Annotated in this window: 13 protein-coding genes, 1 tRNA gene and 2 pseudogenes; 3 read left to right on the top strand and 13 right to left on the bottom strand. The window is 70.8% G+C overall.

Annotated features, from left to right (window positions below; all coding sequences use genetic code 11):
* Positions 1-35: 35 nt before the first annotated feature.
* The 4 genes from C8P66_RS17315 to glmU form a co-directional block, all read right to left on the bottom strand.
* Complete coding sequence (locus C8P66_RS17315; protein WP_111399569.1) at positions 36-1514, bottom strand: NAD-dependent succinate-semialdehyde dehydrogenase; 1479 nt, start codon at positions 1512-1514, stop codon at positions 36-38.
* A gap of 67 nt (positions 1515-1581) precedes the next feature.
* Positions 1582-2001 (bottom strand): hypothetical protein, encoded by a 420-nt coding sequence (locus C8P66_RS17310; protein ID WP_146422927.1) that lies wholly within the window; start codon positions 1999-2001, stop codon positions 1582-1584.
* A gap of 57 nt (positions 2002-2058) precedes the next feature.
* Positions 2059-3882 carry a glutamine--fructose-6-phosphate transaminase (isomerizing) gene (gene glmS / locus C8P66_RS17305; RefSeq protein ID WP_111399533.1) on the bottom strand — a complete coding sequence of 608 codons (1824 nt, stop codon included), beginning with the start codon at positions 3880-3882 and terminating at the stop codon, positions 2059-2061.
* A gap of 18 nt (positions 3883-3900) precedes the next feature.
* Positions 3901-5214, bottom strand: a complete 1314-nt coding sequence (glmU, locus tag C8P66_RS17300) for a bifunctional UDP-N-acetylglucosamine diphosphorylase/glucosamine-1-phosphate N-acetyltransferase GlmU (protein WP_111399532.1) — start codon at positions 5212-5214, stop codon at positions 3901-3903.
* Positions 5215-5318: 104 nt separating this feature from the next.
* Between glmU and C8P66_RS24450 the strand changes: the two genes are divergently transcribed.
* Positions 5319-6002 (top strand): HAD-IA family hydrolase, encoded by a 684-nt coding sequence (locus C8P66_RS24450; protein ID WP_111399531.1) that lies wholly within the window; start codon positions 5319-5321, stop codon positions 6000-6002.
* Positions 6003-6055: 53 nt separating this feature from the next.
* Here the strand turns inward: C8P66_RS24450 and C8P66_RS17290 are convergent.
* Positions 6056-6643: pseudogene (locus C8P66_RS17290) on the bottom strand (DUF3108 domain-containing protein); the annotation flags it as partial.
* Between the two features lie 207 nt (positions 6644-6850).
* Here C8P66_RS17290 and C8P66_RS17285 point away from each other — a divergent pair.
* Positions 6851-6925, top strand: a tRNA-Val gene (locus C8P66_RS17285).
* A 113-nt stretch (positions 6926-7038) separates the two neighbouring features.
* On the top strand, positions 7039-7287 hold the full coding sequence (locus C8P66_RS24445) for a hypothetical protein (protein ID WP_111399529.1): 249 nt from the start codon (positions 7039-7041) through the stop codon (positions 7285-7287).
* A gap of 47 nt (positions 7288-7334) precedes the next feature.
* Here C8P66_RS24445 and C8P66_RS24820 read toward each other — a convergent pair.
* The 8 genes and pseudogenes from C8P66_RS24820 to C8P66_RS17240 form a co-directional block, all read right to left on the bottom strand.
* Positions 7335-7826 (bottom strand): annotated as a pseudogene (locus C8P66_RS24820) (NAD-dependent epimerase/dehydratase family protein); the annotation flags it as partial.
* A 7-nt stretch (positions 7827-7833) separates the two neighbouring features.
* A complete protein-coding gene (locus C8P66_RS17270; RefSeq protein WP_111399528.1) occupies positions 7834-8808 on the bottom strand; it encodes a Bug family tripartite tricarboxylate transporter substrate binding protein in 975 nt (324 codons plus the stop codon).
* Positions 8809-8922: 114 nt separating this feature from the next.
* Entirely contained in the window at positions 8923-9513 is a 591-nt protein-coding gene (locus tag C8P66_RS17265) for an EF-hand domain-containing protein (protein ID WP_158537287.1), read from the bottom strand.
* A 132-nt stretch (positions 9514-9645) separates the two neighbouring features.
* Positions 9646-11049, bottom strand: coding sequence for a M20/M25/M40 family metallo-hydrolase (locus tag C8P66_RS17260; RefSeq protein ID WP_111399526.1), 1404 nt, complete (start codon positions 11047-11049; stop codon positions 9646-9648).
* 78 nt (positions 11050-11127) lie between these two features.
* Positions 11128-11448: a hypothetical protein gene (locus C8P66_RS17255; RefSeq protein ID WP_111399525.1), complete on the bottom strand. Its 321-nt coding sequence runs from the start codon at positions 11446-11448 to the stop codon at positions 11128-11130.
* A gap of 49 nt (positions 11449-11497) precedes the next feature.
* Positions 11498-12643 (bottom strand): acyl-CoA dehydrogenase family protein, encoded by a 1146-nt coding sequence (locus C8P66_RS17250; protein WP_111399524.1) that lies wholly within the window; start codon positions 12641-12643, stop codon positions 11498-11500.
* 104 nt (positions 12644-12747) lie between these two features.
* On the bottom strand, positions 12748-14064 hold the full coding sequence (locus C8P66_RS17245; RefSeq protein WP_111399523.1) for an MFS transporter: 1317 nt from the start codon (positions 14062-14064) through the stop codon (positions 12748-12750).
* A gap of 218 nt (positions 14065-14282) precedes the next feature.
* Positions 14283-14726, bottom strand: a complete 444-nt coding sequence (locus C8P66_RS17240) for a MarR family winged helix-turn-helix transcriptional regulator (protein ID WP_111399522.1) — start codon at positions 14724-14726, stop codon at positions 14283-14285.
* Positions 14727-14824 lie beyond the last annotated feature (98 nt).

Here is a 14824-nt window from a genome sequence, read left to right as displayed (position 1 = left end):
GCAAGCCCCTCGAAACGCCCCTCCAGAACCGGTGCCTACCCCCCAAGCCCACCCAACGCGATGTACTTCACCTCCAGATAATCCTCGATCCCATACTTGCCCCCTTCGCGCCCCAGCCCCGACTGCTTGAACCCGCCGAAGGGCGCCTCGGCCGTGCTGATGATCCCCTCATTCACGCCGATGATCCCGGCCTCCAGCGCCTCCGCCACGCGGAAGATGCGCCCCACATCGCGGGCGTAAAAATACGCCGCCAGGCCGAATTCGGTGTCGTTGGCGATGCGGATGCCGTCCGCCTCGGTGCCGAAGCGGATCAGCGGCGCGACCGGGCCAAAGGTCTCCTCCGTCAGCACCTGGGCCGAGAGCGGCACATCGGCCAGCACCGTGGGGGTGAAGAAATTGCCCCCCTTCGCATCCCGCTGGCCGCCGGTCAGGATTCGGGCGCCCTTGGAGGTGGCGTCGGCGATGTGCTGCTCGACCTTGGTGACCGCATCGGGGTTGATCAGCGGCCCCTGGGTCACCCCCGGCTCCATGCCGTTGCCGACCTTCAGCGCCTTGACCGCCGTCACCAGCTTTTCGGCGAAGGCGTCATAGACCCCCTCCTGCACCAGGATGCGGTTGGCGCAGACGCAGGTCTGTCCGGTGTTGCGGAACTTGCTGGCCATGGCGCCGAGCACCGCCTGGTCGAGATCGGCGTCGTCGAAGACCAGGAAGGGCGCGTTGCCGCCAAGTTCCATGCTGGTCTTCTTGATGGTCGGCGCGCATTGCGCGAGCAGCAGCCGCCCCACCTCGGTCGAGCCGGTGAAGGACAGCTTCCGCACCAGCGGGTTCGCCGTCAGTTCGCCACCCGTCGCCCCCGAGGGGCCGGTGATGACGTTGCAGACCCCGGGCGGCATCCCCGCCTGTTCGGCCAGCACCGCCAGCGCGAGTGCGGAGAACGGCGTCTGCGAGGCCGGGCGGATCACCCCGGTGCAGCCCGCCGCCCAGCCGGGGCCGGCCTTGCGCGTGATCATGGCGGAGGGGAAGTTCCAGGGCGTGATCGCGGCGAAGACGCCGATCGGCTCCTTGCTCACCAGGATGCGGCGGCCGGGCGCGTTGGGCGGGATGATGTCGCCATAGATCCGGCGGCCTTCCTCGGCGAACCATTCGAGGAAGCTCGCGGCGTAGGCGACCTCGCCCTTGGCCTCGGCCAGCGGCTTGCCCTGTTCGGCGGTCATGATGGCGGCGAGGTCGTCGGTATTGGCGAGCATCATCTCCGCCATGCGGCGGATGATGGCGCCGCGGTCCTTGGCCAGCATGGCGCGCCAGGCCGGGAAGGCGGCGGCGGCGGCATCGATGGCGGCACGGGTCTCCTTGGCCCCCATCGCCGGCACGCGGCCGACCAACTCGCCATTGGCGGGGTTGCGGACGTCCAGGGTCTTGCCGGACTCCGCCTGGACCCAGGCGCCGCCAATGCGGTTGGCCTGCCGCAGCAGCCCGGAATCCTTCAGGGGCAGGGTCGTGATTGCGTCGAGCATCGTCATTCCTCCGGTTTTCCGGCGAGGCTACGCCGGACGGATGCGGATGTCAGCGTGCCCGCCCCGTTCACCGCACCTGGGCAGGCAGCCCCGACAATGCCAGTTGAAATGCCTCGACCAGCGCCCCGGTTGAGAGGTGACGCACGACGTTGCGTGCCGCCATCCAGACCGGCCCCGCCCGCTCGAACAGGATCGCGCCCCAGAGCGCGCCGCCCAGGCCCATCAGCGGCACCAGATGCAGCCGCAGCATCGCCATCAGCACATCATTGCCGAAGGGCATGACCAGGATGGAGCCCCCTGAAATCAGCCCCGCCAGGGTCAGCCCGAGCCCGAGCCCGAGGTCCCTGCGCGCGGTGCGGCGGGCCTGCGCCACCTCCGCCCTCAGCCGTGGCAAGGCGACGCCGACCGGGTCCTCCACCATGGGGGGCGTGCCGCGGCTCGCGAGATATCGGCGGGCGAGATGTTCCAGACCCTTGTGACGCGGCATCCATCGGCCTCCAGCGCCCGCTATTTGGCAGGAAGGCTTGGGCGGGCCTTCCCGGCTTCACTCCACCGTAACGCTCTTCGCCAGATTGCGGGGCTGGTCGACATCCGTGCCCTTCAGCACAGCGACGTGATAGGCAAGCAATTGCACCGGGATCGCGTGCAGGATCGGTGCCACGAACGGGTCCACGCTCGGCAGCACCACCACCCGCTCGGCGAAGCGGGACAGCGCGGCAGCCCCCTCGGCATCGCAGAAGGCCATGATCCGCCCGCCGCGCGCTGCCGCTTCCTGGAGGTTGGAGGCCGTCTTCTCGAACAGCGGCCCGGAGGGGCAGAGCGCGATCACCGGCACCGCCTCATCGATCAGCGCGATCGGGCCGTGCTTCATCTCACCGGCCGCATAGCCCTCGGCGTGGATGTAGGACAGCTCCTTGAGCTTCAGCGCGCCCTCCATGGCGATCGGGAACATCGCGCCCCGGCCGAGGAAGAGCACGTCCCGCGCGCGCGTGATCTCATGTGCGAGGGCGCGTATCTCCTCGTCCTGTTCCAGGATCGCGGCGGCCGCCTCCGGCACCGCCAGCAGCGCCTGGGTCAGCCGCATCTCGGTGCCGCCATCCAGCGTGCCGCGGGCGCGGGCCATGCCGATGGCGAGGCACGCCAGCACCGAAAGCTGGGCGGAGAAGGCCTTGGTCGAGGCGACGCCGATCTCCGGCCCCGCCACGGTCAGCAGCGGCGTATCCGCCTCCCGCGCCATGCTGCTCTCGGGCACGTTGACGACGGAGAGCACGCTCTGCCCCTGCGCCTTCATCATCGCGAGCACGGCCAGGGTATCGGCGGTCTCGCCCGATTGGCTGACCAGGATCGCCGCCCCCCCCTTGGCGAAGGGCGGCTCGCGGTAGCGCAATTCGCTGGCGACATCGGCATCGCAGGGGATGCGGGCCAGCGCCTCGATCCAGTAGCGCCCGACATGGGCGGCCAGGAAGGCCGAGCCGCAGCCGGACAGCGTCAGCCGCGGCACCACCCTCGGGTCGAAGGGCAGCGGCGGCAAGGCGACCGCCCGGCTCGCCGGGGAGACATATTGGCGGAGCGTGTCGCCAATGACCCCGGGGTGCTCATGGAGTTCCTTCTCCATGAAGTGGCGGTAGTTGCCCTTGCCGGTCAGCGCGCCCGAGACATGCGTCGCCTTGATCGCGCGGATGACGGGCAGATCGTCCACATCGAAGAATTCGGCGCCGTCACGGCGCAGGATGACGCGGTCGCCCTCCTCCAGATAGGCGATGCGCGGGGTCAAAGGTGCCAGGGCCAGGGCATCATTGCCGACATACATCTCATTGTCGCCGAAGCCGATCGCCAGCGCCGGGCCGCGCCGCGCGGCAATCAGCAGTTCCGGATGGTCGGCGAAGAGGAAGGCCATGGCGAAGGCGCCATGCAGCCGCTTGAGCGCCAGGCGGGAGGCCTCCTCCGGCCCATGGCCCTGGGCCAGCAGCAGGTCCAGAAGCTGCACCACCGCCTCGGTATCGGTGTCGCTCTCGAACACCTGGCCGGCGGCCTCAAGCTCGGTCCGCAGCTCGGAGAAATTCTCGATGATGCCGTTATGGACCACGGCGACGCGGGCGGTCGCATGCGGATGCGCGTTGCGGGTGGTCGGCGCGCCATGGGTCGCCCAGCGGGTGTGGCCGATGCCGGTGCGGCCCGCGAGCGGGGTCTCCTCCAGCACGGCCGCGAGGTTGCCGAGCTTGCCCTCCGCCCGGCGGCGCTCGATCCTGCCATCGACCAGCGTGGCGATGCCGGCGCTGTCATAGCCGCGGTATTCCAGCCGCCTGAGCCCGTCCACGATGCGAAGGGCGGCGGGGTTGGCGCCGACGATGCCCACGATGCCGCACATGCTGCTGGTGCCCCCTTGTCAGGTCGCGCGGGGCGGTTTGCCCCGGAAGCCGCGGCCTGGTTTGTTGCTTTGCCGTCCGCGCGCGATGCCCATCGCGTCATCGGGCACATCCTCGGTAATCACGCTGCCCGCCCCGATCAGCGCCCGCGCGCCGACCCGTACCGGGGCCACCAGCGAGGAATTGCTGCCGACGAAGGCGCCGGCACCGATCTCGGTGCGGTGCTTGTGGATGCCGTCATAATTGCAGGTGATGGTCCCCGCGCCGATGTTGGCCCCCGCCCCGATGCTGGCATCGCCAAGGTAGGCGAGGTGGTTCGCCTTGGCCCCCGCGCCAAGGGTGCTGCCCTTCAGCTCCACGAAATTCCCCACATGCGCCCCCGCCTCGATGAGTGTGCCGGGGCGCAGCCGGGCAAAGGGGCCGATGGTGGCGCCCGAGCGCACCACGCAGCCGGTCAGATGGCAGAAGGGCAGGATCTCGACGTCATCCTCGATGGTGACCCCGGGGCCGAAGACCACGGAGGGGCCGATGGTCACATCCTGGCCGATCTTCGTGTCGTGGCAGAAGGTGACGGTGTCGGGCGCGATCAGGGTCGCGCCCCCGGCCATGGCGGCGGCGCGCAGGCGGGATTGCACCTCGGCCTCGGCACCCGCGAGTTCGGCGCGGCTGTTGATGCCGCGGCATTCGGCCTCGGCGGCCTCGACGGCGACCCAATGCGCGCCCTCGGCGGTGCCGATGGCGATGACATCGGGCAGATAGTATTCGGCGGCCCGGTTGGCGTTGCCCACCGCCCGCAGCCAGCCGAACATCTTTTCGGCCGGCGCGCAGATGACCCCGACGTTGCAGAGCCCGATGCCGCGCTCCGCCTCCGACGCATCCGCCCATTCCACCACGCGGGAGACCCGGCCCGCGACATCGGCGACCAGCCGGCCATAGCGCGCGGGATCGGCCGGCCGCATCCCCAGCAGCGCCGCGCCATGTTTTTGCCGCGCGGCCAGCAGCCCGCGCAGGGTCTCGGCGGTGATCAGCGGATTGTCGGCGTAGAGGACTGCCACATCGCCCGAAAACCCCTCCAGCAAGGGCGCCGCCTGCAACGCGGCGTGGGCGGTGCCCAGGCGCTCATGCTGCACCACGACCGCATGCGGCCGCGCCACGGCGGCAAGCTCGGGCATGTCGGGGCCGGTGACGATGATGATGCGGTCGAACACCGCCTCGCAGGCGGCGATCAGATGCGCCAGCATCGGCCGCCCGGCGATCGGGTGCAGCGCCTTGGGGCGGCGCGACCGCATCCGGGTCCCAAGTCCGGCGGCGAGGAGAATGGCGGCTGCGGTCATGCGGTCCTCCTGCCCTGCCTGCCCGGCGCTGTGAAGCGGGGGGCTTCTCAAACTCTGTTGCGGTGCATTGCGGGCGTGTGGGCAGGGCTGTATCGCCCGGGGCCATGAACCCCGTGATCCTGCTCGACCTCGATGGCACGCTGGTGGACAGCGTGCCCGATCTGCATGCCGCCCTCGACCGCATGCTTTTGGCCCGCGACCTCGCGCCCCTCAGCCGCGCGGAGGCGACCGCGATGATCGGCGATGGCGTGCGGGCGCTGGTGGAGCGCGCCCTGGCCGCACGCGGCGCCGTGGCGGATGAGGCCGCGATCACGGGCTTCCTCGCCGATTACGAGGCCCATGCCGCGGAGGAGACCCGCCTCTTCCCCGGAATCGCCGCCGCTTTGGCCGAGATGGTGGAGCGCGGCTGGCGCCTCGCCGTCTGCACCAACAAGCCCGAGCGCCCCGCCCGCGCGATCCTGGAGGGCTTCGGGATCGGCCACCTCTTCGCCGCGATCGGCGGCGGCGACAGTTTTCCGGTCCGAAAACCCGACCCCGCGCATGTGCTGGCGACCCTGGCGGCGGCCGGCGGCGGCACGGCGGTGATGGTCGGCGACCATGCCAATGACATGCTCGCGGGCAGCGGCGCGGGACTGCCGGTGGTGTTCTGCGGCTGGGGCTATGGCACCGGCGCCATGGCGGGCGCGGCGCCCGTGGCGGCCATGGTCAGCGACCTCGTGCCGTTGCTCGCCCGCCTGCTCGCCTGCCCGCTCGGGGGGCCGCTCGGGGGCCCGCTCCGCACCAGATAGGCGATGACCTTGCCGAACCAGCGGCTCGGCATCTCGATCCGCACCGGCACCGGCGGCATATCCGGGCGGATCACGGCCATCCAGGCGGTGCCCTGCTGCGGCTGGCGCGATTCGGCCGGGCGGTCGTCATCCAGCAGGAAGCCCGCGATCTGCCGCCCCTCGAAGCCGCAACGCAGCGCCGCGCCGGTCCAGGCATCGCGCCACGCCGGCACCTGCTCCCAGCCCGCCGTGATGGCGGAGAAATCGCTGCGGCGGCGGCCGTCATAGACCTGGGCCGCGCCCTCGCAGCGCTGGGTCGTCGCCAGGGTCCGGGTGAGCTGTGCCAGGGCCGAGAGGCTGTCCATCGTGCCCTGCTTCAGATCGGGCGGCACCTCCTCGCGCTCGCCCTCGTTGGGCGGCTCAAGCGCGCGGACAACGGGCTCCCCGCCCGGGTATTCCAGCAGGATGCGACGGGCGGTGCCGCGCCAGACGCCCTCGGCGGCGAAGCGGCTGGGGCGGGCCAGATCCCCGGCCCAGGTGCCGCGCACCTCATTGACCTGGTTGCCGCTGAAGAAGGTGCTGGCGAAGCCGGTGAGCCGGCTGCGGGTCTCGATCCGGTAGGCGCCGGGGGTGGTGAGGTCGAAGACCGCCTCCACCTCCATCACCGTCAGCCCCGCGGCGGTGACGCGGTAGGTGGCGCGCAGGGGCTCGGCCGCCGCCGGCAGGGAGAACGCAAGGCCGATCAGCAGGACGAGGACACGCATGCGCCAAGGCTAGTGAACGCCTTCACCGGAAAGCAAGGATTTCCGGGGGGGAACCGTTGACAGCCCCGCCGTGGTCGGAGGATACAGCCGTCCCGCACCAAGGTCGGGCGCGTAGCTCAGCGGTAGAGCATTCGCTTCACACGCGAAGGGTCACAGGTTCAATCCCTGTCGCGCCCACCACCTTGCCCACCACCTTCCTGTGCGCCTCGATGAGCGCGCCGAACCCCATCTCCCCCAGATCCGCCGAAACCTCCGGGTAGTCGGTCCCCAGCCGTTGCGGCCAGCCCGCGACCATGCGCGCGACATCCGGCTCAGGCTCCGCATGGATCAGCGCCGGCGCCTGCCAGAACCCCGCCGCGACCAGCGCCGCCACCGCCTCCCCGGCCGAGACGCCGAGGCTCGGCAGATGCAGCAAGGGCGCGGGCAGCGCCGGCGCCAGCGCCATCCGCGCGATCATCCCAAGCCCTGACTCCACCGAGGCGACCGGCATCCGCCGCCCCATCGGCAGCGGCACGCCGAAGCGGCGCCCGCGCATCACATGATCCACGAGATCGGAGAGAAACCCCGCCCCCGGCCGGCCCACCCGGCTGGTGCGGATCGCCGAGATCGGCAGCCGCAGCACGCGGCCATCGACCTCCCCCCGCCGCGCCGCGTCGAGCACGAGCTGCTCGGCCACGAGCTTGGTCATGCCATAGGTGCAGCAGGGCGCGGCACGGGTCGATTCGCGCGCCTCGGCCTCCTCGGCCCCGAAGACGGTGACGCTGCTGAGCAGCAGCAGCCGCACCGGCCGCGGCTGGCGCCGGCACCAGGCGAGCACCGCGCGCGTCCCCTCGACATTGATCGCCCAGGCGCGGTCCGGATCGGCCTCGCTCGCCAGCGCGGTGATGGCGGCGGCATGGATGACGACATCCGCGCCCCCCCGCGGCACCAGGCCCGCGAAATCGGCGATGTCGCCGCGGATGCCATCAGGCCCCGCGGCGGCATCGAACACCGTGACCGCCGAGACCTCCGGCCGCGCCGCCAGCAGCGGGCAGAGCCGGGCGCCCAAAAACCCCGCCCCGCCCGTCACCAGCAGACGCATCGCGGGGCTACTCGACGCGGACGTTGGCGGCGCGGATGACCTCGGCCCAGCGGCGCACATCCTCGACCAGGAAGGCGTTCATGGCCGGGCCGGTCTTGGCATTGGCGGCCATGCCGAGGTCGGCGATGCGCGCCTTCACCGCCGGCCGCGCCAGCACCTCGGCCACGATCGCGCGGTAGCGCTCCAGCGCCGGGGCGGGGATGTTGGTCGGCGCGAAAAGGGCCAGCCAGGCATCGGCCTCCACCCCCGGCACCCCGGCGGCGGCCAGGGTCGGCAGTTGCGGCAGATGCGGCGAGGGGTTGGGGGAGGCGACCGCCAGCGGCCGCAGCCGCCCGGCCTGCACCTGGGTCAGGATGGTCGGCGTGGTGGCGAAGCTCGCATCCACATGCCCGCCCATCATGTCCTGCAACAGCGGCGCCGAGCCGCGATAGGGCACATGCACCATCTCGGTGCCGGTCCGCGTCTTGAACAACTCCAGCGCGAGATGCGAGGCCGAGCCCTGCCCGGTGGAGCCGCAGGTGATCTTGCCCGGGTCCCGCCGCACCAGCGCCAGGAATTCCGCGACATTGGCCGCCGGCAACTCGTTGCGCACCACCAGGATGTGCTGCAGGTCGGCGACCCCGGCGATGGCGGTGAAATCCTTGACCGGATCATAGCCGCCGCCCTGGGGGATCAGCGAGATATTGGTCGCATGGGTCTGGTTGGTGCCGAAGACCAGCGTCAGCCCATCGGCGGGCGCCTGGGCGACGCGGCGGGTGCCGATGGAGCCGGCGCCGCCGGGCAGGTTCTCGATCACCATGGGCTGGCCGAGGGTCGCCGAGATCTCCTGCGCCAGCAGCCGGGCGATCAGGTCGGTCGGCCCGCCGGCGGGATAGGGCACGACCATGGTGGCGGCGCGGCCCGGCACCCATTCGGCGCGGGCGGCGACGGGGCCCAGCGCGGCGGCGGCCGCGAGGCCCAGCATGTGGCGACGTTCGATCATTGGTGGTTTCCCCCGCAATCCTGTCCAGGCGCCATCGGTGCCATGGATCGGATGCGGGGGAAATATAGGAGGGGCCGATGGGGCGGCGGATCTGACCCCGCCGCCCCGCCAGCATCAGCCGGGGCGGGGCGTCTCCGGGCGGCCCGGCTCGCCGGGGTGGCGGCCCATGCGCGGACCATGGCCGCCGCGCGGGCGGGCCTCGGCGGCCGAAAGCTGGCCATCCGCGTCCCGGTCCATCGCGCGGAACATCGCGCTGACCAGCACGGTCGCCTCGGGCAGGCTCACGCCGCCGTTGCCGTCGGCATCCAGCGCCCGGAACATCCCATCCATCCGTTCCACCCCGCGCTGCGGCATCGGGCGGTCGGGGCGGCCGGCCGGGCGGCCGGGATGACGCATCGCGCGGAACTCATCCAGCGAGACGTTGCCGTCGCGGTTGGCGTCGATCTCGGCGAAACGGGCGGCCAAAGCGGCGGTGAATTCCTCACGCGTCACCTGGCCATTGTGGTCGGCGTCGGCCGTGGCGAACATCCGCCCCGCCTCGAACGCCATCCCGCCCTCATCGCCGGGGCCACCGCGATGTTGCATCCCGTGCCGCGCGCCACCCGGGGTGGCATCCACCGGCACGGGGGCCGGCTGGGCCATCGCGGCAGTGCCCCCGGCCAGCCAGGTCGCCGCCATCAAGGTCCAGATCGTGTTCCGCATCATCGTGTCTCCATCCGGCTTCCGGGGCCGGTATCCGAGGACCATTACGCCCCCCGTGGGACGAAACATGCCGCAGAGGAGTAACGCCCGAATGACGGGATAGGTCTCATGCAGTAAGCAAGAGTTACCGCAACGTCACTTTCGCGCGGGCGAACCGGGCTCCCCCATGTCCCACCACATGCCGGCGAAGGCGCGGATGCCCTCGCGCGCGGTGGCGGGCAGCAGATGTTCGTCCGGCCCGTGCTGCTTGCAGCCATTGTAGGAATGCGGGACCCAGACCAGCGGCGTGCCGAGATGGTCGATGAAGACATCGCCCGGCAACCCGCCCGAGGAATTGGGGATCACCTGCACCGGGGCGCCGAGGCTCTTTTCCATGCTCGCCCTGGCCCATTGCACCCAGGGGTTGGCGGGGTCGGTGCGGCTCGCGGCCATGCGGACGAAGGCGTTCTCGACCGCGACCTCGGGGAAGCCCTGCGCGTCCAGATGCTTGCGTACCGCGTCGCCGAAGGTCTCGGGGTCCGTGTCCACGGTGTAGCGGATCTGGCAATGCGCCCGCGCCTCGGGGGCGACCGCATTCACCGGGTTCTCCGGACGGCCGGAGACCATCGCCAGCACGATGAAGGAGTTCCAGCCGTAGATCTTCTCCGCCGCCGACAGGCCGGGCTCGCCCCAGTCCGCATCGATGGTGGCCCCCTCGCCACCGCTTTCGACCGGGCAGCCCGCCAGCACCGCGCGCACCGAATTCGGCACCACCCGCCCGGCCGGCAGCCAGCCATCGACCAGGATTTTTCCGTGCCGGTCCATGATGCTGGCGATGGCATGGGCCATCACCACGGCGGGGTCGGTGGTCAGCCCGCCCCAATGGCCGGAATGCACGCCACCCTGGCGCAGCTTCAGCACCAGGTCGAAGTGGTAGGTGCCGCGGGTGCCGGTGGCGATGGTCGCGACCCCGGGGGCGACGCGCGGCCCGTCCGAGGCGATCAGCACATCGGCGGCCAGCAGTTCCTTGTTGGCGCCGACGAAGGCGCGCAGCCCCTTGCTGCCGCGTTCCTCCGACATCTCCAGCACCAGCTTCATGTTGAAGCCGAGTTTTCCCTCGCGCTCGGCGATCACCGCCTCAAGGGCGGCGAGGTTCAGCGCGTGCTGGCCCTTGTTGTCGGCGGTGCCGCGGCCGTACCAGCGGCCGTCGCGCTCGGTCAGCGCCCAGGGCTCAAGGCCGGGCGACCACTGGTCCTCCAAGCCCCGCACCGTGTCGCCATGGCCATAGAGCAGCGCCGTCGGCAGGCCAGGGGCCTCGATGCGAGAGCCGGTCAGGATCGGGCCGAAGCCGGGTTCCGGGTTGGGATGGATGGCCACGGAAAACCCCAGGCGCTCGGCCCAGGGGCGGATCGCGGTGTCCAGATAGGCCTCGCAGTCGGCCTCATGCCCCGGGTCCTGGCTGGTCGAGCGGATGGCGACGAGGCGGCCGAGCAGGTCGCGGAAGGCACCGCTGTCAAAGGCGGTTTCGGCACGCTTGAGGGCGCCGGCGCGGTCGGGCATGGGGGAGTGACTCCGTCATCAGGCTGAGGCCGCGACCTTGGCGGGCACGGGCCGAACCGTCCAGACGGGGCCAGGCGATCAGCGCGTGCGGACGGGCCCGCCGCTGCCGCCGCTGCTGCTCCCGGCGAGGCTGCCGCCCAGCACCGCCGCCGCGATCATCGGCAGCAAGGCCATGGCGGGGGCGGCGAGCGGGGTCGCCGCCCCCGCCGGGATGAAGATCGTGCCGTCCGCGACCGGAGGCAGCGCGGGCAAGGGCCGTGCCGCCAGGCGCGGGCTGGGCTGGCCGCGCGGGGCGATCACCGGCCCACCATCGCCGGGCACCACAAGGCGGCTCAACTGCGCCGCCGCCGGCGTGGCGGCGAGCAGGACGGCAAGGCAGAGGAGGCTGGCGCGGCGCATCGCCCGATTTGGCCAGCGCGTTGATCGGAACGCAATGGGATTATTCGGATCACCGTGCCGCCCCCAGCATCTGGCGGGCGATGATGACGCGCATGATCTCGTTGGTGCCCTCCAGGATGCGATGCACGCGCAGGTCCCGCACCAGCTTCTCCACCCCGTAATCGGCGAGGTAGCCATAGCCGCCGAGCAGTTGCAGCGCCTCATCCGCCACCCGGAAGCCGGTGTCGGTGACGAAGCGCTTGGCCATGGCGCAGAAGGCGCCGGCATCGGCGGCCTTGGTGTCGAGCTTGCCGCAGGCGCGCCAGAGCAGGCTGCGCGCCGCCTCCAGCTCCGTCGCCATATCGGCGAGGCGAAACTGCGTCGCCTGGAAATCGGCGATGGCGCGGCCGAAGGCGCGGCGGTCCCGCACATAGGCGAGCGCGATATCCAGCGCCCGCTGCGCGCCGCCGAGCGAACAGGCGGCGATGTTCAGCCGCCCGCCATCCAGCCCGGCCATGGCAAAGCGAAACCCCTGCCCGGCCTGGCCCAGCAGCGCGTCATGCGGCACCAGCGCATCCTCGAATACCACCATGCGGGTGGGCTGGGCGTTCCAGCCCATCTTCCGCTCCATGGCGCCGAAGGACAGGCCCGGCGTGGTGCCCGGCACCAGCATGGCCGAGATCCCCCCCGGCCCCTCATCCCCGGTGCGGACCATGGTCAGGTACAGATCCGCGGCCCCGGCGCCGGAGATGAACTGCTTGGAGCCATTCAGCACCCAGCCCGCATTGCTGCGCTGCGCCCGTGTCCGCAGCGCCGCGGCATCGCTGCCGGAGCCGGGCTCGGTCAGGCAATAGGCGCCGATCTTCTCCATGGTCAGCAGCCCGGGCAGCCAGGCGGCCCGCTGCGCGTCATCGCCGAAGCGATCGACCATCCAGGCGACCATGTTGTGGATGGACAGGAAGGCGGAGACGGTGGGGCAGCCGGTCGCCAGCGCCTCGAACACCACCGCCGCATCGAGCCGGCTCAGCCCCGCCCCCCCGGACTCCTCCCGCACATAGAGCCCGGCCATGCCGAGCCCCGCCGCCTGCCGCATCTCGGCGATGGGGAAGTGCTTCTGCTCGTCCCATTGCAGCGCCTTGGGGCCGAGAATGTCGCGGGCGAACGCCTGCGCCACGGCTTGCAGCGCCAGGGTGTCCTCGGGCAGGTCGAATGGCATGGGTGCGCTCCTCCCCGGGGGCGGCGGTCTTGGCCGCATCGGGCCCAAGTCTCGCCGCAAACCGGCCGGCGCGCCAGCGCGGCGACGCGATCCAGGCCCTCCGGCTACACAACCTTCTCGGCGATCGGCGCCGAGCGATCCGCGGTCGATATGGGATCGTCGTCCTCGATGTGGAACCGGAGACGACCGTCTTGAATCCGCAGGCGCAGATGGCGGTGCTTCACCAGATAGCGGAGTGCCACGACCGCCGCCGCGAACCCCCCGGCGGCGCCGACCGCGAGCGACCAGCGCGGGCCGAAGCTGTCCGCGACCCACCCCACGATCGGCGCGCCGATCGGTGTGCCGCCCAGGCCGATCGCGAGGCGAAGCGCCATCACCCGCCCCCGCATCGCCGGCTTGGTCGATAGCTGCATCAGGCTGTTCGTCGAGTTCATGAAGGTCAAGGTCGCCACGCCGATCACGACAAGCGCGCCCCCGAACCACCAATAGCCGGGGGCGACCGCGGCGAGGGTGCAGCCCAGTCCGAAGATCGCGGCGCCGACCAGCAGGAACAGAAATCGCGGCCTCTCTCGCCCCGCGGCGAGCAGCGCGCCGGCGAGGGTTCCCACCGCCATGATCGACGACAAGGTCCCGTAGCCGCCGGCGTCAGTGTGAAAGACGCGGACGGCCATGGTCGAGATGAAGATCGGAAAATTCAGTCCGAAGGTGCCGATCAGGAACAGCATGACCAGCATGGCCCTCAGGTCGGGACGCGACCAGGCGTAGTGAAAGCCTTCGACGAAGCTTCCCCTCGAACGATGCGCCCGCGCGTTCGGCTGCAGCAAATGGACGCGCAGCAAACACAGGGAGATCAGGACAGCGACATAGGAGACGCCGTTGAGCAGGAAGGCCCAGCCGGTGCCGACCGAGGCGATGGCAAGGCCCGCCGCGGCGGGTCCGATCATCCGCCCCGCGTTGAACGAGGTGGAGTTGAGCGCGATCGCGTTCGACAGATCCCCCTCGCCCACCAGTTCCGCGACGAAGGTCTGGCGCACCGGCGCATCGAAGGCGGTCGCGCAGCCGAAGAGGAACGCGAAGACATAGACGTGCCAGAGCTGGACGACGCCGGTGACCGTGAGCACCCCCAATCCCAGGGCGAGGGCGCCCATCGTCGCCTGGGTCGCGATCAGGAGCTTGCGCTGGTTGAAGTGATCGGCCGCAAAGCCGGTCCAGGGCAGCAGGAAAAGCTGTGGCCCGAACTGCAGCGCCATCACCACGCCAACGGCTGATGCGCTTTGGTGCGTGAGCTGGGTGAGCACCAGCCAATCCTGGGCGGTGCGCTGCATCCATGTGCCGATGTTGGAGACCAGCGCTCCGCCGAACCAGATCCGGTAGTTCACGCCGCGCAGCGACCGGAAGACGCCTTTTTGGGGGCCGCTCATGTCTTGCAAGGCGCATTGCCGCCGTTGAACCGGCCGAACATCCGCGCCATCAGAAGCACGCCCGGCCCGGCGGCAGCGGCAGGGCGCCTTTGCAGGTCGATGACGATGCGGCTGTCCTCGGATCAGGCGCGGTGACGGCCATGGCGGGGTCTTCCTGGCGATATGGGCCTGCTGGTGGGGGCAACTCCGGATCGCTGCCGGTTCTGGCCGGCCGGCATTCAGGCCTCGCCCAGGCGTTTGATCAGGGCGATGGCGGAGATGAAGGTCTGCTGTTCGCCGGGGTCGAGCCGTGCCATCGCGGCCAGGAGCCAATCATTCCTGGCGATGTTGCGTTTGCGCCGCGCCTCGGCGCCGTCACCCGTCAGCGAGAACAGGACCTGCCGACCATCTGTCGGATGGGGGCGGCGCTCGACCAGCCCATCCCGCTCCAGGCCGGTGAGGATGGCGGCCATCGATTGCGGCTTCACCGACTCCGCGCGGGCGAGTTCCGCCGTGGTCGCCCCACCGGCTTTCTCCAGCCGCGCCAGGGTCGCGTTCTGCGACAAGGTCAGGTCGCCCGGGTTCGCCTCCGTGCGCAGCCGGCGCACGAGCTGCCCAACCGCCAACCTGAATTCGGTGACGGCCGTTTCCAGCTCCGGCGGTGCGTCGGGAGTGTCGCTCATGTCTGTCCGTGATAGAGATAAACAGAAAAACTGGCAAGTTTACCTGTCGATATTTTCAAGACTGATCGGCGAGGAGCTGATCCTGCGAACAAGTTTCG

The sequence above is a fragment of the Humitalea rosea genome (assembly GCF_003253705.1).
GTDB lineage: Bacteria > Pseudomonadota > Alphaproteobacteria > Acetobacterales > Acetobacteraceae > Humitalea > Humitalea rosea.
Note: the sequence above shows the minus strand (reverse complement) of the source record. Positions and strands in the feature narration are given on the sequence as shown.